The sequence below is a fragment of the Methylococcus mesophilus genome, assembly GCF_026247885.1.
In the GTDB taxonomy this organism is placed as follows: Bacteria; Pseudomonadota; Gammaproteobacteria; order Methylococcales; family Methylococcaceae; genus Methylococcus; species Methylococcus mesophilus.
This window is the reverse complement of the sequence record NZ_CP110921.1, coordinates 4,097,569-4,118,602: the sequence shown is the minus strand read 5'-3', so window position 1 is coordinate 4,118,602 and position 21,034 is coordinate 4,097,569. Positions and strand designations below refer to the sequence as shown.

Genomic DNA, 21,034 nt, shown 5'->3' with positions numbered 1-21,034 from the left:
GGAGTGCTGCCCGCGAGCGCGGGGTTCGCGGTGGGCTTTTTTCTATTTGTGAGCGCTTCTTCCCCTCATCCCCAGCCCCTCTCCCAGAGGGAGAAGGGGGCAAAGGCCAGCCCTTCTCTCGGCTGCGCTGAGGGCAAGCCGCTCGGCGAACGGCTCTACTTACTGAGGATGAAGAAAGTAGTAACCGTTCAGTCCCCTTGGAGCGCGGGAGTCCCGCCCGCTGAAAAAGCGGCCAGGATGGCCGCGATCCCAGCAAAAAAGAGCGGGGGGTATGAACGGTTACAGAAAGTGATGTCGTTACGCTCCCTTTCCCTCCGGAAGAGTGCCGGGGCCAGGGAAGCTCGCAATATGGCATTACTTTCTTAACTTCTAGTAGATCGTTCCATAAAGAGGGTTACAAAAAGGCCGAGCGTCATTCCAGTAGAGAATGCCGGACCAATCCGCCGGGAGCCGATTGGCACTGATCCGAAGGGTGCCGGGCAGGACAGCCCGGCATGAATCCAGGGCCAAGGAGGGTGACGTCGGTTCACATCCCTGTGCCTGGATTCCGCCACAAATCCGCCGGGAGCGGATTTGCACACGCGCGCAGCGTGCCGGGCAGGATAGCCCGGCATCAATCCATGGCGGAATGACGAGGCTCTAATTCAACATCGAGATTCACAGATTTGTATACGTTTTATAGAACGTTTTACAAGTAACGGCATTGCCCCGGAAGAAAGGTATTCAAAAAGCAAGCCTTCTCCCGCTGGGAGAAGCGGCAAGGGGCAACGAGGAACGCTTACTCTCTTTTCGTTTTTATGAATCAATTTGACGACGCTTGCGATTCCGCGCCGGGGCATGCCCCGGCGAAACCTTCGCCGGAGACGGACGCCGGCGACACCGGACTGGCCTGCCTGGTCCTGGTGGCCCGCTTTCACGGCCTGGCGGCCGAACCGGAGCAGCTGGCTCACGATTTCAAGGCTGGCGGACAGCCCTTCGGCATCGTCGAAATGCTGCTCGCCGCCAGGAAGCTCGGCCTGCAGGCGCGGCGGGTGCGCGTCAAGCCGTCGCGCCTGAGCCAGACACCGTTGCCGGCCATCGCTCCGGGCTCCGACGGGCACTATTTCGTCATCGCGCGCGCCGACGAGTCGAGGGTGCTGATCCACGACCCGGCGACGGGCCGGCCGGAAATCCTGTCGGTCGATGCCTTGGCGGAACGCTGGACGGGGGAGCTGGTCCTGTTCGCCTCCCGCGCTTCCCTGGCCGGGGAATTGGCGAAGTTCGACTTCACCTGGTTTATCCCGGCGGTGGTCAAGTACCGCAAGCTCCTGGCCGAAGTTCTGCTGGTGTCCTTCGTCCTGCAGTTGTTCGCCCTGGTGACGCCGTTGTTTTTCCAGGTGGTGATGGACAAGGTGCTGGTTCATCACGGCTTCACGACGCTGAACGTGATCGCCGCCGGTCTTCTGATCGTGATCGTTTTCGAAGTGGTGCTCACGGGTCTGCGCAGCTATGTGTTCGCCCACACCACCAGCCGCATCGACGCCGAGCTGGGCGCGAAGCTGTTCCGGCACCTGCTGGGTTTGCCGCTGGCGTATTTCCAGGCCCGGCGGGTGGGGGATTCGGTGGCCCGGGTGCGGGAGCTGGAAAACATCCGCGGCTTCCTGACCGGGAACGCCGTCACCCTCGTGTTGGATCTGTTCTTCTCGATCGTGTTCATCGCCGTGATGCTGTATTACAGCCGCTGGCTGACCTTGATCGTGGTGGTGTCCCTCCCCTGCTACATGGCGCTTTCGTTTTCCATCACGCCCTTGCTGCGCGGACGGCTGCACGAGAAGTTCAACCGGGGCGCGGAGAACCAGGCCTTTCTGGTGGAAACGATCAGCGGCATGGATACCGTCAAAGCCATGGCGGTGGAGCCACAACTGACCCGCCACTGGGACAACCAATTGTCGGCCTACATCGCCGCGAGCTTCCGCACCTCGACGCTGGCGACCGTGGCGCACGGCGGCGTTTCCCTGATCGGCAAGCTGGTCACGGTGGCGACGATGTGGCTGGGTGCCCGGCTGGTCATCGACGGCGAGATGACGGTGGGCCAACTGGTCGCCTTCAACATGCTGGCCAACCACGTGGCCGCGCCGGTGATGCGGCTGGCACAACTGTGGACCGATTTCCAGCAGACCGGCATCTCGGTGGAGCGCCTGGGCGACATTCTCAATACCCGCACCGAAATCGCGGGGAACAAGAGCACCTTGCCGCCAATCAAGGGGCAGATCGAGTTCGACCACGTGACCTTCCGCTACCGCCCCGACGGCGCCGAGGTGCTCCGGGGGGTCAGCCTGCGCATCGCGCCGGGCGAGGTAATCGGCATCGTCGGGCGTTCCGGTTCGGGCAAGAGCACGCTCACCAAGCTGGCGCAGCGCTTGTACCTGCCGGAACGCGGAAGGGTGCTCGTCGACGGGATCGATCTGGCGCAGGTGGATGCATCCTCGCTGCGGCGCCAGATCGGGGTGGTGCTGCAGGACAACGTTCTGTTCAACCGCAGCGTCCGGGAAAACATCGCGCTCGCCGATCCCGGCGCCCCGATGGAGGCGGTGATCCGCGCTGCCAGGCTGGCGGGCGCCCACGAATTCATCCTCGAACTGCCCGAAGCCTACGACACGATGGTGAGCGAACACGGCGCCACCCTGTCCGGCGGACAACGCCAGCGGATAGCCATTGCGCGGGCCTTGATGACCCATCCCCGCATTCTCATTTTCGACGAGGCGACCAGCGCGCTGGATTACGAGTCCGAACACATCATCCAGGCCAACATGAAGGCGATCTGCCAGGGCCGGACGGTGCTGGTCATCGCCCATCGGCTGTCCGCCGTGCGGGCCGCGGACCGGATCGTCGTCATGGACAAGGGACAGATCGTCGAATCGGGCACACCCGCCGAACTCCTGGCGAGACCGGGCGGCCATTTCGCCCATCTTTACCGTCTGCAGCAGCAGGGGACTTGAGCGTGGGCGGGTCATGGCTGCTGCGGGGGCGGGCGTGGGCCGATTTCGTGCGAAGGTACGCCAAGGCCTTTCGCCACGCTTGGCGCATGCGCAGGCAGTTGGATACGCCCGAGCGCCTGCGCCACGAAATGGAATTCCTGCCGGCCGCCTTGGCTCTGCAGGATACGCCGGTCTCGCCGGCGCCGCGGGTGGCGATGTGGCTGTTGATTGCGTTTGCGCTGTGCGCCTTGCTGTGGTCGGTTTTCGGCCGCATCGACATCGTCGCCACGGCCACCGGGAAACTGATTCCCAACGCACGGACCAAAGTCATCCAGCCCATGGAAACTTCGGTGGTGCGGGCGATCCACGTGGCCGACGGCCAGCAGGTCAAGGCGGGAGACGTGCTGATCGAGCTCGACGACGCCATGGCCAGGGCGGACAGCCAGCGGCTGGCGCACGACATCCAATTTTCCCGGCTGAAGGCGGCGCGGGCCAAGGCTTTTCTCGAAGCCATCGTCCGCAACGTGCCGCCGAAACTGGAAACGGTCGACGGCGTATCGGCGTCCCTTATGGCGCAGGAGGCCCGTGTCCTGGAGGGGCAGTGGGCCGAGCTGAATGCCAAACTCACCCAGCTCGATGCGGACATCAAGCGGCGCGAAGCGGAGCTGCGCTCCACGCGGGAAATCGTCAGAAAGCTGGAGCAGACGCTCCCCATCGCCGTGAAGCGGGCGGAAGATTTCGGCCGCCTGGTCGACAGGAAATTCGTGTCCCAGCACGACTATCTCGAACGGGAACAGGCGCGCATCGAGCTGCAGGCCGACCTGGCGGCTCAGCAGAGCCGGATTCAGGAGCTTTCGGCGGCGCTGCAGGAGGCGAAACATCAAAAAGGCACGCTGGCCGCGGAAACGCGCCGGGCCACGCTGGACGCGCTGAACGAAGCGGACCAGAAGACCGTGGCCTTGCGGCACGAGCTGGACAAGGCCGAAGTCCGGGAAAAACTGATGGTCCTGACGGCGCCCGTGGACGGCTCGGTCCAGCAGCTGGCCGTGCATACCGTCGGCGGCGTGGTGACCCCGGCCCAACCCTTGATGATGGTGGTACCCAACGACAACCCGATGGAGGCCGAGGCCTTCGTCGAAAACAAGGATATCGGCTTCGTCAGGGCCGGCCAGGAGGCGGAGATCAAGGTGGAAACGTTTCCGTTCACCAAGTACGGCTCCGTCCACGGTCGCATCGACCAGGTGTCCGACGACGCGATCAACGATGAGAAGCGTGGGCTGATCTATTCGTGCCGCGTCAAGCCGGAGCGCTCCACCATGCAGGTGGACGGGAAAACCGTCAACCTGTCTCCGGGCATGTCGGTATCCGTGGAAATCAAGACCGGCACGCGCCGGGTGATCGAATATTTCCTCAGCCCGCTGATTCAGCACGCCAGCGAGAGCCTGCATGAAAGGTGAGTTCGGGTTCGGCGGTCGGCCCAGGATTTCCCCGTATTGCTCCTGTCCTCCTCCCGTTGTTGAATATCGGGGCCCGAATGATGAAGGTGGAGGACGGACCATGCCGATCAATACCTTGGAATCATTGCCCTGGCGGGGAAGCCATCACGATTTTTGCCGCGAACGGCTCGAATCGCTTCTGGAACAGGCCGACATCCGGGTCGACGGAGACCGGCCGTGGGACATCCGGGTCCACGACCCGACCTTCTTCCGGCGCATGTTTGCCGATGCCTCGCTGGGGCTCGGCGAGTCCTATGTGGACGGCTGGTGGGACTGCGACCGGCTCGACGAATTCATCTGCCGCATCGTCCGCGCCGGCCTGGCCGACCGCTTCCGCTCCTGGCGGGACGTCGCCGCCGCCCTGCAGGCCAACCTGTTCAACCTCCAGCACGCGGCGCGGGCGTTCCACGTCGGCCAGCGCCACTACGACATCGGCAACGATCTCTACGGGCGGATGCTGGACCGGCGCATGATCTACAGTTGCGGCTACTGGAAGGACGCCGCGACGCTCGATGAGGCCCAGGAGGCCAAGCTGGACCTGGTGTTCCGCAAGATCGGGCTGAAGCCCGGCATGCGTGTGCTGGACATCGGCTGCGGCTGGGGCGGAGCGGCGAAGTTCGCCGCGGAAAGGTACGGGGTGGAAGTTCACGGTGTCACCGTTTCCGCGGAGCAGGCTCGATATGCCCGGGAAATCTGCCAGGGCCTGCCGGTCACGATCGAGTTGAAGGATTACCGGAACATCGGCGGACGCTTCGACCGCGCCTATTCCCTCGGGATGTTCGAGCATGTCGGCTGCAAGAACTATGCGACTTATATGAAAGTCGTAGCTGACCGTCTTACCGACGACGGTCTGTTCCTGCTGCACACCATCGGCATCAACACCTCGGACAACCACGGCAATCCGTGGGCGGAGCGCTACATCTTCCCCAATTCCATGCTTCCTTCCATCGCCCAGATCGGCGCGGCCACCGAAAACCGCCTGGTGATGGAGGACTGGCAGAATTTCGGTCCGGACTACGACCGGACGCTGCTGAGCTGGTACGCGAACTTCGAACGGCACTGGCCGTCTTTACGCCCCCATTACGGCGACCGGTTCTACCTGATGTGGCGTTTTTACCTGCTGAGCTTCGCCGGGGCATTCCGGGCTCGCTACATCCAGCTCTGGCAGATCGTGCTTTCGCCCAAGGGATTTCCCGAGCGCTACGACGCTCCACGTTGAGCCGAAGGCTATCACCCGACCTTCAGCCTGCGATCGCCGTTGGTCGCGGGCTGAAGCCCGCTCCCGCAAACCCATTCGATCGCCGAGTCAAAGCGCCGAGCCCATTCTCTCACCCCTCGGAGCAAATCCCCCCTCCAAGGCCGGCGCGCCAAAACGGGCAGCGACCGGCTCATGTCACAGATCCGCAACTCAATTGTCATTTTCAAGTAATACCGTCGTAACAAAACACGGCTACTTTTGCGCACTCATCTTCTGACGGGACACTCGGTGGCATGTGCCCAGGTGTCTCGATGGGATTTTTGGGCGGGGGGAACCGGCCATCGGAGCGTCAATGCATCGTTCACTTAAGGATCCGGCCGGCTTTGAACCGTCGGGTTTGCGTGGCGAACAAGATTTTTTCCCATTTACGGAGAGTGCGAAAACCATGAAGAAATTGCGAGCGGTTTTTCTTGGCACGCTGGTAGCCGCGGGGCATCAGGCCCATGCGGCCATCAACGACGGAAAGTTCAGTGCGCCGGGCGAGTTGTTCATCTCGATCCTGGATGCGGACGGAAAGAAGTCCTACTACAAGGACCTCGGCGTCGATATGGTCCAGTTCATGAACGGCCAAGGCTGCCTCGACGCCAACCTGGCGCAGGACCCCAACTTCGCAGCCATCGCCGGCAAAGAAAATCTGGTCTTCAACGTCGCGGCGGTCAATCCTTTGCTGAAGGACGCCAGCAACATGAGCCAATGGGGCTATCTGGCCACCTCGAGTCAGGGCAAGGACAGTTTCAGCGCCAAATGGAACCTGATCGACAACGCGATCCAGAAGATCCAGGGCTACATCGCCGCCCTCAACGTCGCGCCGTTCGATAACACGGCCGGCCAGGCGGCAGAAAACATATCGGGTGTATTCGGTCCCGATGCCCTCGCCTATCACGGCAAGAGTACCTGGGGTCCCACCATGGGCCAGGCAGTCAAGGGCAACACCGAAGGCAAGCCGGGCGCAGAGCTGGAGTTCTTTTTCGTCAACAACTCCACCGGTGATTCCAAGGGAGAAAATGTCACGAAGCTGGGTGCCTGGAGCCTTTCGAGCGCCGGCGCGCTGAGCTACAGCGGCACCGGCACCTCCACCCTCTGCTCAGGGTCGGGCAATAAAGCCCCGACCGCGGTCATTACCAATCCGGCTCAGACAGTGGCGGTGAACACCGCCGTGACGCTGGACGGCAGCGCCAGCACCGACGCCGACAACGGTCCGCAGGCCTTGTCCTATGTCTGGAAACAGACCTCCGGTCCGACGACCACCTTGAACAGTGCCAACCAGGCGAAGGCAAGCTTCACCCCTGCCGAGGTCGGCAGCTATACCTTCCAACTTACCGTCAGCGACGGCGCCGCCACTAATACCGCCCAGGCGACCATCACGGTTGAAGGAGGCTCCACCGGGCCTTCGATTCACATCAATGCACCCAGCGGCTGGAAGGTGAAGCAGGGCCAGACGATCGCCTGGACCAGCGCCGAAGTACCGGCCAGCAAGCTGGTCAACATCGACTTCTCCACAAACGGCGGTTCCAAATTCAAGAAATTGAAGAGCGTCGCCAACAAGAAGGGACAGACCGTGTGGAAGCCTGGCAAGAAGCACGTCACCGGGCAGGGTGTGCTCCGGGTTTGCGTCAAGCCGAGCAAGAAGTCCTCGTTCGTCTGTGATCAGATCGACGTCACGGTAGAGCCCTAACCCAGCAGGGCACAAGAAAGGCGGCCCGCCCACCCGTTGCCGGGCCGCCTGACATCACAAGCCAACATCTCTCAAACAGATAGGAGAAAACTCATGCAACTCAAAAGAATCGCTGCAGCGGTTGCGGCCGGCTCTCTGGGATTCTGCGGCCAGTCCTGGGCATTGGAACCCAGCGCATCGCCCGATATCGAAATCTTCATGTCCGGCGCCTCCGCGCAGGACGGCAATGTCAAGCAGTTGTTTTCGGAGCTTTGTGTCGCCGGGACGCTCGACGTTTACCTCGACAACTCGAACCCCTCCAGCCCAGGGGCCGCGCACACGGCCATCTTTTGCCAGATCGATTCCACCAAGGTGACGGGCCTTTCCGTCAACAATCCGAAGGTGCTGTTCCATAAGCGTTCCGCCGGCGGTTCCGCTCAGGGCGTAGGCCCGGTGCTCGACGAGCAGGCGATCGATGCCATGGCGATCAACAATGGCAACTGTGCAAAGGACGCGGCGAGCGGAAACTGGCTGTGCGGAATTTCGCAGTCCGGCGACCTCATCAAGAAGGTATCCGATGCCGGTGTTTCGGACGTCAATCCCGAGCTGTTCCGGGGTATCAACACGCCGGACGGCGTAGCTCCGGTAGATCCTGCCAAAATTGCTCAGCGCCTGGACGTCGTCTCGGGTGGCGGCCTGGTGTTCAACACCCCCGTGACCAAGTCCCTGCGCGACGCACTGCAACGCGCCCAGATCGACAAGGGTACGCTGGACCAGGACTGTGAAGGCCAGGATACCGAGCGCTGCATGCCCAGCCTGAGCAAGCAGCAGATCGCTAGTCTCCTCACCGGCAACATCGGCAAATGGAGCGCAATCAAGGTCGTCGACAAGGGCGGCCAGCCCAAAGGTGACTTGACCCAATACGCTAACGGCTCGATCACAGACGACAAGGTCTATATCTGCCGCCGCGTCAACGGATCGGGCACGCAGGCCACCACCAACGCAAAGCTCCTCAATGCACCTTGCACCGACAGCGCGGTGAGCCCCGCTTCGACTTCCAACCCGCTGGCCGGACCGGTCGTGGTGCTGAACTCGGGCTCGGGTAACGTCGACACCTGTCTCGACGACTTCAACCAGGGCACCAACAACAGCAAAGCGAATGCCTCCAGCGCCAAAGCCTGGGCCATCGGCGTTCAGAGTACGGAGCGCAACAACAGCCTCAAATACAACTATCGTTTCATCGCCATCGACGGTGCCGCTCCGACGCTCGCCAACGCGGCAAACGGCCATTACCTGGACTGGGCGGAAGTCACCTATCAGTGGCGCAAGACGGCGTACAACGGCCCGACCGGCGACAAGCTGAAACTCATCCAGAAGATCGCCTCCGACGCCGGCAGCCCCAGCATCATCGCGAAGAACAATGCCAAGTACGTGCATCCCTTCGGTGCAGGTGGCTATCTCGCAGCGACCACCTCGGGCAACTCGGCGCCTGCGGACGGAAAGTTCGACGCCAACAATCCGGTCAACCCCTATACCCATGCGCCGGGCCTGTCCCTGGACAACTGCCGCGTGCCGGTAATCGATGCCAATCAGCCGAACCAACTCTGATCGAGCGGATCGGTGACGGGGCCGCGTGAGCGACCCCGCATCCCGGCAACGGGAGCATGGACCGGCGTTCCGAAAGGGACGCCGGTTTTATCGTTATTGATTTTTGTTATTTATATTCGTTAATACATATCGCCGTATAATGGCAAAGTCTGTCTCTCTGGTATCGAATGGAACACATGCAAGAAACAATGCCGCGGAGCCGCACCGGTATCCTTGCCGGCATCCCCTTCTGTCTTGCCTTGGCTGCATCGCCGGCCAATGCCGATCCGACCGGCAACCCAGCCGAAAAGGGCGCCTCGCCTGACGCGGCCGCCGAACAGGCCCCGGCCTTCGATATCTGGGAGTACCGGGTCGAAGGCAATTCCATGCTCGATCAGAGAGTGGTCGAAAAGACCGTCTACGGTTTTCTCGGGCCGGGCAAGTCGATCGGCGACGTCGAAAGCGCGCGCGCAGCCCTGGAAAAAGCCTACCACGACGCCGGCTATTCGGCGGCGCTGGTGGACATCCCCGAACAGGACGTCAATGAGGGCGTGGTGATCCTCAAGGTCAGCGAGGGCAAGGTCGACCGGCTGAAAGTCACCGGATCGCGATACTTCTCCCTGGGCCATATCAAAGAGAAAGTGCCGGCCCTGGCCGAAGGCCAGCCGCTCAACATGCCCGCCGCACAGGAACAGCTCAGCAAGCTCTCGGCGGAGAATCCCGACCGCACGGTGACCCCCGTCATGCGTGCCGGCAACACGCCCGGCACGGTCGAAGTCGAACTGGCGGTGGACGATCAGCTTCCCCTGCACGCGGGGATTGAATTCAACGGCCGCAACAGCGTCGACACCAGCCGCACCCGCCTGATCGCCTCGGCGCGCTACGACAACCTCTGGCAGTTGAATCACAGCGCCTCGCTGCAGTTCCAGATTTCGCCCGAAAACACCGACAACGTCCAGGTCTGGTCGGGCACCTACGTGATGCCGATGGACATCTTCAATTCCGACGCCCGCATGGTCTTCTACGGTATCGGCCTCAGTTCGAAAAGCGGCGTGTCGACGGTCGGCGCCCTCAACGTGGTGGGCGATGGCGAGATCTTCGGGCTGCGCTGGATCAAGCCACTCCCCCGCCTGACCAAGGATCTCGGCCATTACGCGACCGTCGGCTGGGATTACAAAAACTTCGGCCAGGCCATCCTGTCCGATACCGGCACCCTGATGACGCCGATCAGCTATTCGCCCTTCATGGCCGGCTACGACGCCAGCCTCGGCTACGAGGACGGATCGTTCAGCCAGCTCAACCTGGAAACCCATGTCCTGTTCTGGGGGGATTATCAGGAATTCGAAAACCGCCGCTACGGAGCAACCCCCAACTACGTCTACCTGAAAGGCGACGTGAGACACCGGCAGATGCTGCCGGAGGACTTGTCCATGCAGGTTCGGATGACCGGCCAGGTCACCAATGTGCCCCTGATCAGCAACGAGCAGATGGGAGCCGGCGGCATGTTCAGCGTGCGCGGCTACCACGAGGTCGAGCGGCTGGGCGACAACGGCGTCAACGGCTCGCTGGAGTTCTACAGCCCGGACCTCGGCAAACATCTTTACGAAGGCATGGGGCTGCTGCGGTTCCTGGTCTTCGGCGACCTCGCCTACCTGTGGGTCAAGGACGCATTGCCCGACCAGCCCCAGCACTTCAGCCTGGCCAGCACCGGCGCCGGATTCAACATCGAGCTGTGGCGGAAGCTCAACGGCACCCTGTTCTGGTCCTATCCATTCACCAGGACGGAAAGCGTCGCGGTTGGTGAGACCCGCGTCGATTTCCGCATCGCTTACGATTACTGATCGGGGAACGAGCATGACGACCCGCGAACCTGCAAGCCGCAAAGCCAATCTTCCACCCACCGACATCAGCCTGAAGCCGCTGGCCGCCTCCGTTCGCACCGTTCTGGCCGGCGCCTTCCTGGCGGGCGGTGCCGCGCAGGCCGGAAGCCTGCCGGTACCCGCCGGTGTCTTCGTGTCGAGCGGCAGCGCCGAACAGTCGATCGCCGGCAACATGATGACGATCAACCAGCACTCCGACCGCGCCATTCTGAACTGGAAGAGCTTCAACATCGGCGCGGAAAACACCGTGCAGTTCAAGCAGCCCTCGGCCTCGTCCATCGCCCTCAACCGCATCTTCCAGAACGATCCCAGCCGCATCTTCGGCAAGCTGTCCGCCAACGGGCAGGTTTATCTGCTCAACCAGAACGGATTTCTGTTCGGCAAGGGCTCGCAGGTCGACGTCAACACCCTGCTGGTCAGCACGCTGAATATCACCGACGACACTTTCCAGCGCGGCATCACCAAAGTCGTCGATCAGGACGGACGCGCGGCGCTGGTGGGCGACGGCAAGGTTTACCGACTCGACGAACAGGGCAATTTCATTCTCGACGAGAAGGGAAACCGCACCAAGATCGGCATCGAGTTCGCCGAAGGCTCCTCCGTCAAGACCGCCAATTCCGGCCGCATCATCGCCGCCGCCCCCTCCGTGGTGAACAAGGGCGATCTGTCCGCGCCGGACGGCCAGATTCTCCTCGTCGCCGCCACCGACAAGGTCTATCTGCAGGAAGCCGGCAAGGATTCCAATCTGCGCGGGCTCCTCGTCGAAGTCGGAACCGGCGGCGAAGTCGCCAACATCGGCAAGGCGCTGGCGGAGCGAGGCAACGTGACGCTGATGGGCTTCGCGGTGAACCAGCAGGGCCGGGTGTCGGCGACCACCTCGGTGCGGGTCAACGGCTCGGTGCGCCTCCTGGCGCGGGAGGGCGCCAGTGTGCGCCGCGAGGGCGATGCCTGGCTGCTGCAAGCGAACCGCACCAAGCGCAATGCCGAACTGGACGACGGTTTGGGCACCAAGGCCACGGTGAACCTGAAAGGCGGCAGCAAGACCTCGGCGAATCCGGACCTGAACGACCAGGCCACCGCCGTGGACGGCCAATCGCAGGACGCTTCCTGGGTGGAGGTCATGGGGCACCAGGTCCGGATCGAGAACGGTGCGCAACTGGTCTCCCGCTCCGGCAAGATAACGGTGACGGCAACCGAAAACCCCGCCAACCCCGTTCTCGACAACGTCAAGAACGACGCCCGCATCCATGTCGACAAGGGGGCGAGGATCGACGTTTCAGGTATCCAGGACGTGGGCGTGGCGATGGAACGCAACGTGGTGACGGTCGAGCTGCGCAGCAACGAGCTGCGCGATTCGCCCCTGCAGCGCGACGGCGTGCTGTACGGCCAGAAGATACGGGTCGACATCCGCAAGGGTACGCCGCTCGCCGACATCTCCGGCGAACTCGAACGTATCGCCCGTACCGTCGCCGAACGCAGCACAGGCGGCGGTACGCTCAAGCTGGCATCGGAAGGCGACGCCATCCTGCAGCGCGGCGCGCTGCTAGACTTCTCCGGCGGATCGGTGGCCTACCGCTCGGGTTACGTCGACACCACCCAGTTGCTGACGCCGGACGGCAAGACGGTGGACATCGGCAGCGCCGATCCGAACCAGACCTATGCCTCCATCTTCGGCCAGGTCAGCCAGAAATTCAAAGCCTGGAACATCGCCAAGACCTGGGACATCATCGGCCCCAGGAACTTGGGACGCTACGAACAAGGCTACGTGGAGGGCAAGGCCGCTGGCAAGCTCGACATCAAGGCGGCGGCGCTGGCGCTGGAAGCCGAGATGCGCGGCGCCTCGACAGCCGGCCTCCATCAGCGCGAAACGGGAACCCAGCCCGCCGGCGGAACCCTGAAGATCGACCTGGCGCGCAGCCCCGACAGCACCCAGTCCGTCATTTTCGGCGGAGCCTCGGCATCGCTCGGCGTCGGCAAGGACGAGCCGTTTCCGCAGGACCCGGGAAAATCCGGCCAACCGGCCGCCCTGGTCCTTTCCGGCGACAAGCTGCGCGATTCCGGCATCATGTACGCCGACATCAAGACCAACGGCAAGGTCGCCATCCGCTCCGGTGAGAACCTCGCGATGGCCGACGGGGGCAGCCTCGTGCTCACCGGCGGCGAAATCAAGGTCGACGGAACGATCACGGCTCATGCCGGCACAGTCGATCTCTCGACCCGGCTCACCAGCGCCACCCTGGGCAAGCTGTCCGGTGCCATCGAGCTGGGCTCCGGCGCCGCCATCGACGTCAGCGGCCAGTGGATCAACGACCGTCCGGCCGACGCCACCGGCAACAGCGGGCAGGACCGCAGCCGCGTCCTCGTGAACGGCGGAACCGTTTCCGTGAAGGCCGAAGGCGACGTCAGTCTCGCCTCCGGCAGCCGCATCGACGTCAGCGGCGGCGCACGGCGCACCGGCGACAACGACTTCAAGGCCGGGGACGCCGGCGGTATCAGCCTGGAAGCCGCAGCGGTCGGCGGCTCGGACCTCAAGCTGAACGGCACGCTCGAAGGCTATGCCTTCGCCGGCGGCAAAGGCGGTTCGCTGAGCCTCGTCTCCGACCAGGTGATCCTGGGCAGCGCGGCGGACGCCGAGATCGCCAATGGCGCCGACCCGCTGGTCCTCAACCCGGATTTCTTCGGCCAGGGCGGGTTCGCGCATTATTCCGTGGGTTCCAACAAGAGCGGGGTCACCGTCACCGACGGCACCGACATCCGCCTCAGCGTCAAGAACCGCGTCCTCGATCCGGAAGCCGTCCACCGCGTCAGCGGCTCGAACTTCCGCGACTTCGCGCAGGTCAAGCTGCTGTCGGAGCTTTCGCGCCAGGCCGGCGAACTCGATCTGGTGCTGGCCCAGGAAGTCGGCCAGGGCGGAAAGGACGCGGCGGTACGGATCGGCGACGGCGCGGTGATCCATACCGATGCGGGCGGCAAGATTTCGCTGAAATCGGATTCCAGCATCTTCATGAACGGGACGCTCGAAGCCGCCGGCGGCGACGTGGCGATGACCGTCACGCCGCCCGCCGGCACCGACCCCGGCTTCAAGGCGGACCAGGGCATCTGGATCGGTTCCGGCGCGAAGGTGGACGTGTCCGGCACGACACTGCTCTACAGCGACCGGCCGGACCACGTGACCGGCAAGGTACTCGACGGCGGAACCATCACCCTGCACGCCGACCGGGGCTTCGTCGTGGCGGACGAGGGCTCGGAACTCGACGTTTCCGGGACCCAGGGACGCCTGGACGTCCCGGTCAGGGGACCGAACGGCGCCATCTCCCAGGAACGCCGCCAGATCGCCTCCTCCGGCGGCAACATCGAGATCCGCGCCGCCGAGGGCATCCAGCTCTACGGGAAACTGGACGGACGGGCCGGTGACGGAACCGGCGCCGCGGGCGGCGGACTGTCGCTGGAACTCAATCCGAACACCCGGGCCGAACCCGACGAAATCGGGGTGGGCCAGACGCCCTTCCCCAAGGTCCCCAGCGTGATATCGCTGAACCAGTCCGGACCCGCCGGGACGGCCACGGTCCAGGGCGAGGCCGTGGCCTCCAACCGCTACGGCCAGGCGGTGCTGAGCGTCGGCCAGGTCGAACGCGGCGGCTTCGGCGAGTTGACGCTCCGCACACCGGGCCGCATCGAACTGACCAGCGGCGTCAACCTGCACACCGAACGCAGCATCGTGCTCGACGCGCCGGTGCTGGCCTTCGCACCCGCCACCGGCGCCACCGCCGGCAAGGTGTCGCTCGACTCCGCCTATGTCGCGCTCGGGTCGACCCAGACCCGGCCGGGCAACGCCGCTCCGACCGCCGGCAACGGCAGCCTGCAAGTCAATGCTGGCCTGATCGACCTGGTCGGCACCACCGCCCTGCAAGGCTTCGACGGCGCCGACCTGAAAAGCGCCGGCGACCTGCGCCTGATCGGCGTGCGCACCACCCAGCAACAGCGGGACTTCCTGGGCGAATTCCTGGCGGCCGGCGACCTCACCCTGACCGCGGACCAGGTCTATCCCTCGACCCTGAGCGATTTCCGGATCGCCGTGAGAGGCACGACCGACGGCACGCTCACGATCAAGCCGGGCGATTCCAAGGGGGCAACGGTGCTCTCCGGCGGCGGCAAGCTGACGCTGGAGGCTCCGAACATCGTCCAGGGCGGCACCGTGAAAGCGCCGCTCGGCCAGCTGAATTTCCAGGCCTCCAAGCACCTCGAGCTGGCCGCGGGCAGCATCACCTCCAATTCGGCCAAGGGTGCAATCATTCCTTTCGGCCGCACCCAGGGCGGACTGGACTGGATCTACCCGCTGGGCGACCAGAACCTGGTCTTCACCGCGCCGCCGGAAAAGAAACTGGTGCTCGACGGTCAGAAGGTCGACATCGCCGACGGCTCGGTGGTCGACACCCGGGGCGGCGGCGACTTGTTCGCCTTCGAATTCGTGCCGGGACCGGGCGGTTCGTACGACCTGCTCGACCCCACGAGCAAGGGCTACCAGGGAGCCTACGCCATCCTGCCCGCCTTCAAGGGCACGACGGCCCCCTACGATCCGCTGGAATCCGCGAACTCCGGCCTGAAGGTCGGCGACAGCGTCTACCTCTCCGGCGGCGGCGGACTCAAGGCCGGCTACTACGTCCTCCTGCCGGCCCATTACGCGCTCCTCCCCGGCGCCTACCTGGTGACGCCCGACAAAGGCGCCGCCGACATCGTGCCGGGCCTCAATCTCCAGCGCGCCGACGGCGCCCCCATCGTCGCCGGCTACCGGACCGTTTCCGGCACGGGCATACGCGATGCGCTCTGGAGCGGCTTCGCGGTGGAACTCGGAAGCGCCGCCCGCACCCGTGCCGAATACTCGACCTCCGGCGCCAACGACTTCTTCTCCGCCAAGGCGGCCAAGAACGAGGCCGCCGTACCCTATCTTCCGCGCGACGCCGGCTCCCTGCTCATCTCGGCGGAAACGGCGCTGGGCCTGGACGGACGGGTGTCGGCCAAGGCCGCCGCCAATGGCCGCGGCGGCCGCCTCGACATCGACGCCGCCAACATCGCCATCGTATCGGAAGGCGCGGCCGGGCAGGCGACGGGCAACGCCATCAAGCTGGTCGCGGAGAAACTCAACGGCCTGGGCGTCGCCAGCATCGCCATCGGCGGCGTACGCGACACCGCCGATGGCGCCGTCACGATCGATACCCACGCCTCGAACATTTCCCTGGAGCAAAATGCCAAGCTCAGGGGCGCCGAGTTCATCCTCACCGCCAAGGAAAACATTACCCTCGCGAAGGGTTCCGGCATCACCGCCGAAGGCTCGACCAAGGACACCGGCACGCCGAAGGTCTACGAACTCGACGGCGACGCCGCCTTCCTGCGGGTATCGACTTCGGATCAGGCCGACCTCCAGCGCAGCGGGGTCTCGGGACGTACCGGCTCGATCGTCATCGGTTCGGGCGCGACGCTGGCCACGTCGAATTCCATGATCGTCGACGCCACCGCCGACATGGACCTTTCCGGCAAGCTCCTGGCCCAGGGCGGCTCGGTTTCGCTGGGCGCCAGCCGCATCGGCCTGGGCGCAGACGCCAGCTTCCAGAACGGCCTGGCGCTGAGTCAGGCCGCGCTGAACGCCCTCCAGGCGAACGAACTGCGCCTGAACAGCGGCAGCGACATCAGCCTGTTCGGCGCCGTCGAACTGGCCTCGCAGCAACTCGTCCTGCGCTCGGGCGGACTCCTGGGGTTCGACAACGCCGGCCAGACCGCAAGCATCAAGGCCGGCGACATCCGCCTGGAAAATCCGCTCGATGTGAGCACCAGCCGTACCGGCAACGGCACCGGCGCCCTTTCGCTGGTCGCCGACACCATCGAACTGGGCGAAGGCGCCTACGCGCTCAAGGGCTATTCCAACGTGAGTTTCGAAGCCGGCAAGGCGATCATCGGCTCGGGTACGGGCACGCTGACCGCATCGGCCGACCTCGACTTCAGCGCCCCCGTCGTCACCGGCGACCGCGGGGCGGACACCCGGATCGACGCCACCGGCCATGCGGTGGGCATCCGGTCGTCCGGCACCGCTCAGGCCGCCGCCGACGCACTCGGCGCCCAGTTGTCCATCACCGCGGACAGCATCCGGAACGCCGGGACGATTGCGCTCAAGTCCGGCGTCGTCAAGCTCGATGCGCTGAAGGGCGACGTGGTCCTCGCCGCCGGCTCGAACATCGACGTTTCCGGCCGGGAAGTGAGGATCGGCAACGCCACCATCAAGACCGACGGCGGCGCGGTGGAACTCTCCAGCCGGACCGGCAACGTCGCGCTGGAATCCGGCGCCAAGCTCGCACTCAACGGAAGCAAGGGCGGCGAGCTGGTGGTGTCAGCGGCAGCGGGCGGATTCCGTTTCGAAGGCAGCGTCGACGCCCAGGGCGCGGAACGCGGCGGCCGTTTCGCCCTCGACGTCCGTGCCCTGCAGAACAATGGCGACGTGGGCGGGTTGGCCGGCACGCTGGCATCGGCCGGATTCAGCGACGGCATCAGCCTGAGGGCGCGCACCGGAGACCTGCACCTGAATGCGGGCGACACCGTGGCGGCGCGCACGGTCGAACTCGCGGCAGACCTGGGTTCCGTCCGGATAGACGGCAGCCTGAAGGCCCAAGGCGACAACGCCACGCTGGACCTCAAGGCCGGCAGCGGCCTGACCCTGGCGGCGGGTGCCGATCTGCAAGCGCACGGCAGCGCCGAACAGGGCGGTCGGATCGCACTGGAGTCCCTCGGCCAGGGCCCGAAGGGCGGGATTACCGTGGCATCGGGCGCCCACATCGACGTGAGCGCCACCGACGGCTCCGCCAACGGCACCCTGAACCTGCGCGCGCTGCGCACCGATCAGGACGTCGCGGTCGCCGCGGATCTCGGATCGTCCGTGAGCGGCGCCGCCGAGACCACCGTGGAAGCGGTCCGCATCTACGATCATGGCAGCACAATCGGCAGCAACGACATCGCGGCCTGGAAAGCGGACACCGACGCCTACATGGCCAACGCCGGCGCCATCGAAACCCGCCTGGGACTGCCGGGCGGCCTCCGGGCAGGTCTGGAAATACGCAGCAGCGGCGACCTGACGCTGGGATCGGCCGGCTGGGACCTGGTCGACTGGCGCTATGACGGCCGTCCGGGCGTCTTGACGCTGAAAGCCGGCGGCAAGCTCTCGATCGACGGAAAACTCAGCGACGGCTTCCGCGACGATCCGAAGGGCATCGACGTTTCGGGCCTCCTCGGCCCCGGCGCCACCGTCGCGGTGAAGGACATGCTGCAGACCGGCTCGTCCTGGAGCTACCGGCTGCAGGCCGGCACCGACGTGGTGGTCGGCAAAGACGTCGCGGTGCGGACCGGCACCGGCGACATCGACGTCGAAGCCGGGCGGGATGTGGTCCTGACCAACGCCGGCTCTGCCATCTACACGGCGGGCCGTCCGACCGACACCCAGCGCTACGGCAATTTCAAAAACGGCTTCGTGGCCTTCCAGTTCTACGGCGAATATCCCGTCGACGGCGGAGACATCAGCATCAGCGCCGGCCGCGACGTGATCGGCGCCCGCACCGGCCAGTTCTTCGACGGCTGGCTGGTGCGCACCGGCAACTGGACCGAGGGCGCCAGCCACCAGGGCGAAACGCCGACGGCCTGGGCCGTGGCGATCGGCGGACCGGTCGGCACCTCGGCGCAGCAGGGAAGTTTCCAGCAGAACGTCGGCGCACTCGGCGGCGGCAACATCACCGTCGAGGCCGGCCGGGACGTGTCCGACCTGTCGGCGGTCATCGCCACCACCGGCAAGCAGGTCGGCAGCCCGTCCAAGCCGAACGATCCGTCCGATACCGGATTCAACACCAACGAAGTGGAGATTTCCGGCGGCGGAAACCTGACCGTGAGCGCCGGCGGCGACGTCCTGGGTGGTACTTTCTACACCGGCAAGGGCATCGGGGAAATCAGCGCGAGGGGAGCGATCAAGTCATCGACGAACGGGCTCGGGCCGATCCTGGCACTGGGAGACTCCAGGTTCAGCCTGAGCGCCGGGCAGGACATCGAGCTGGGCGCGGCCATCAATCCCACCGTGATCAACAGCGCCAGCGCGCGCAACTTCTTCTTCACCTACACCGACCGGAGCGGCATCGCGCTGGAATCGCTGGCCGGGGACGTCCGGATACAGAACGACATCCCGGGAATAGTGAGCGCCGTCAACAAGCTCCGCACCGCCAAGAATCAGCTCAGCTTCCCCGGCGCTTCGTTGAGTGCGCTCAGCGTCTACCCTGCATCATTGGACGTGGCCGCGCTGCAGGGCGACGTCGTCCTCGAACGCAGCTTCACGACCTATCCCGCCGCCAAGGCCGGCTTCAGCCTGCTGGCGGGCGGAAACATCACCACAGGCTCGGTGGGCGACAACGTCAACGTCACGCAGTCGGACGCCGACCCGTCCCTGTTGCCGGGGATCGCCAATCCCGCCAAGAGCTGGGAAGACGCCTCACAACGGCTGCAGCCTTTCGGCGCCTCGAACCTGATCCACGCGCAGGTTCCAGTCCATCGGGGCGACTCGGAGGCGGCGAGGATCTACGCGAAAAGTAACATCGCCTCGGTCGATCCCCTCCTCCTCGTCCTGCCCAAGGCGGTGGACGTGATGGCGGGGCGCGATCTGTTCGACGTCAGCCTACACGTGCAGCATCCCGACTACGCCATGTCGAGCGTCACCGCCGGCCGGGACATCCGTTTCACCTCGCCGCGCAACGCCCAAGGCAACTTGGTTAACCTGACCCGCGAAGTTCGGCTGTCGGGCCCCGGTCAGCTCTGGGTCAGCGCGGGAAGGAACATCGACCTGGGTGCGTCGGAAGGCATCTACACCATCGGCAACACAGAAAACAACGCCTTGGCCGACAATGGCGCCTCGATTTCGGTCATGGCCGGCCTGAATGGCAACCAGGCCCACTTCGACAAGTTTGCGGAAAAATACGATCCCACCTCGAACCGGTACCGGAAACTCCTGCTTGACTACATGCGCAAGCGGACCGGCAACGACGGGCTCAAGTACGCCGACGCAGCCGCGGCCTACCAGGCCTTGCCCGGTGACCAGCAGCACGAACTCCTGCTGGCGATCCTGTACGATGAGATCCGGGCCTCCGCAGCCCAGGCAGCCAAAACCGGGCGGCGGTCCGACTACGACCGCGGCTTCGCGGCCATCGATACGCTGTTCCCGAACGACGGCGACGCCAAGTACAAGGGCAGCCTCAGCCTGTTCTTCAGCAAGATCCATACGGTCGACGGCGGAGACATCAATCTCCTCGTCCCCGGCGGCGGCGTGAATGCGGGCCTCGCGGTGGCCTTCGCCGGATCGAAGGCTGCCAGCGATCTCGGCATCGTCGCCCAGCGGGAAGGCGCCGTGAACGCCCTGGTGAACGGCAACTTCATGGTCAACCAGTCGCGCGTGTTCGCCATGGATGGAGGCGACATCACCATCTGGTCGTCCAACGGCAACATCGACGCCGGACGCGGCGCCAAGTCGGCCATCGCCGCCCCGCCGCCGCGGATCACCTTCGACGAGCGCGGCAATCTGCAGGTCGAATTCCCGCCGGTCGTATCGGGCAGCGGCATCCGTACCGCCGCCAGCACGGCGTCCCTGCCTGGCGACGTTTACCTCGCCGCGCCGCGCGGCGTGGTCGATGCCGGCGAAGCGGGCATCGGCGGCACCAACGTCGCTATCGCAGCGACGGCCGTACTCGGCGCCAGCAACATTCAGGTCGGCGGCACCGCAACCGGCGTTCCCAGCGGCAACGTCAGCGTTCCCGTGGTTCCGGCGGGCGCGGCCGCCGCCGCGGGCGCGGCTACCCAGGCGGCCATGCAGTCCACTGTGTCCGACAGCGAGGAGAAATCGGACCCGAAGGTAGCGGACTCCAGCAGCCTCAACCCGCTCAAGGTCGAACTCTTAGGGTTCGGCGAATGCTCCACGAGCGACATCAAGAACGGCTCGCCCGGTTGCACCTGACCGGACGCGGGGCGGGCCGCTCCCAGCGGCTCGCCCATCAAAGGAAAGGCGCATTACGCGATTCGGCAGGACGGGAACGGGCCATCGGGATTTGGAGCGACGGCCGAAGTGCGCAGACAGCGAAATTTAGCCAGCCGACGGCCGCAGTTGACGGCCCCAGTCCATGCTGATGCAGGAC

Annotated in this window: 7 protein-coding genes; all 7 read left to right on the top strand. The window is 64.8% G+C overall.

The window, feature by feature from the left end; translation table 11 throughout:
* Positions 1-797: 797 nt before the first annotated feature.
* The 7 genes from OOT43_RS19380 to OOT43_RS19350 all read left to right on the top strand — a co-directional run bounded on the left by OOT43_RS19380 (position 798) and on the right by OOT43_RS19350 (position 20,856).
* Positions 798-2,978: a type I secretion system permease/ATPase gene (locus tag OOT43_RS19380; protein ID WP_266022333.1), complete on the top strand. Its 2,181-nt coding sequence runs from the start codon at positions 798-800 to the stop codon at positions 2,976-2,978.
* Between the two features lie 2 nt (positions 2,979-2,980).
* Complete coding sequence (locus tag OOT43_RS19375; protein ID WP_266022332.1) at positions 2,981-4,414, top strand: HlyD family type I secretion periplasmic adaptor subunit; 1,434 nt, start codon at positions 2,981-2,983, stop codon at positions 4,412-4,414.
* 100 nt (positions 4,415-4,514) lie between these two features.
* A complete protein-coding gene (gene cfa, locus OOT43_RS19370) occupies positions 4,515-5,672 on the top strand; it encodes a cyclopropane fatty acyl phospholipid synthase (protein WP_266022331.1) in 1,158 nt (385 codons plus the stop codon).
* A 424-nt stretch (positions 5,673-6,096) separates the two neighbouring features.
* Positions 6,097-7,386 carry a PKD domain-containing protein gene (locus OOT43_RS19365; protein ID WP_266022329.1) on the top strand — a complete coding sequence of 430 codons (1,290 nt, stop codon included), beginning with the start codon at positions 6,097-6,099 and terminating at the stop codon, positions 7,384-7,386.
* A gap of 93 nt (positions 7,387-7,479) precedes the next feature.
* Positions 7,480-8,973 (top strand): hypothetical protein, encoded by a 1,494-nt coding sequence (locus tag OOT43_RS19360; RefSeq protein WP_266022327.1) that lies wholly within the window; start codon positions 7,480-7,482, stop codon positions 8,971-8,973.
* Positions 8,974-9,149: 176 nt separating this feature from the next.
* Positions 9,150-10,793 carry a ShlB/FhaC/HecB family hemolysin secretion/activation protein gene (locus tag OOT43_RS19355; protein WP_266022326.1) on the top strand — a complete coding sequence of 548 codons (1,644 nt, stop codon included), beginning with the start codon at positions 9,150-9,152 and terminating at the stop codon, positions 10,791-10,793.
* Positions 10,794-10,806: 13 nt separating this feature from the next.
* The gene (locus OOT43_RS19350) at positions 10,807-20,856 is read left to right on the top strand and encodes a filamentous haemagglutinin family protein (protein WP_266022325.1); all 10,050 of its coding nucleotides are present in this window, start codon (positions 10,807-10,809) and stop codon (positions 20,854-20,856) included.
* The last annotated feature ends 178 nt before the right edge of the window (positions 20,857-21,034 follow it).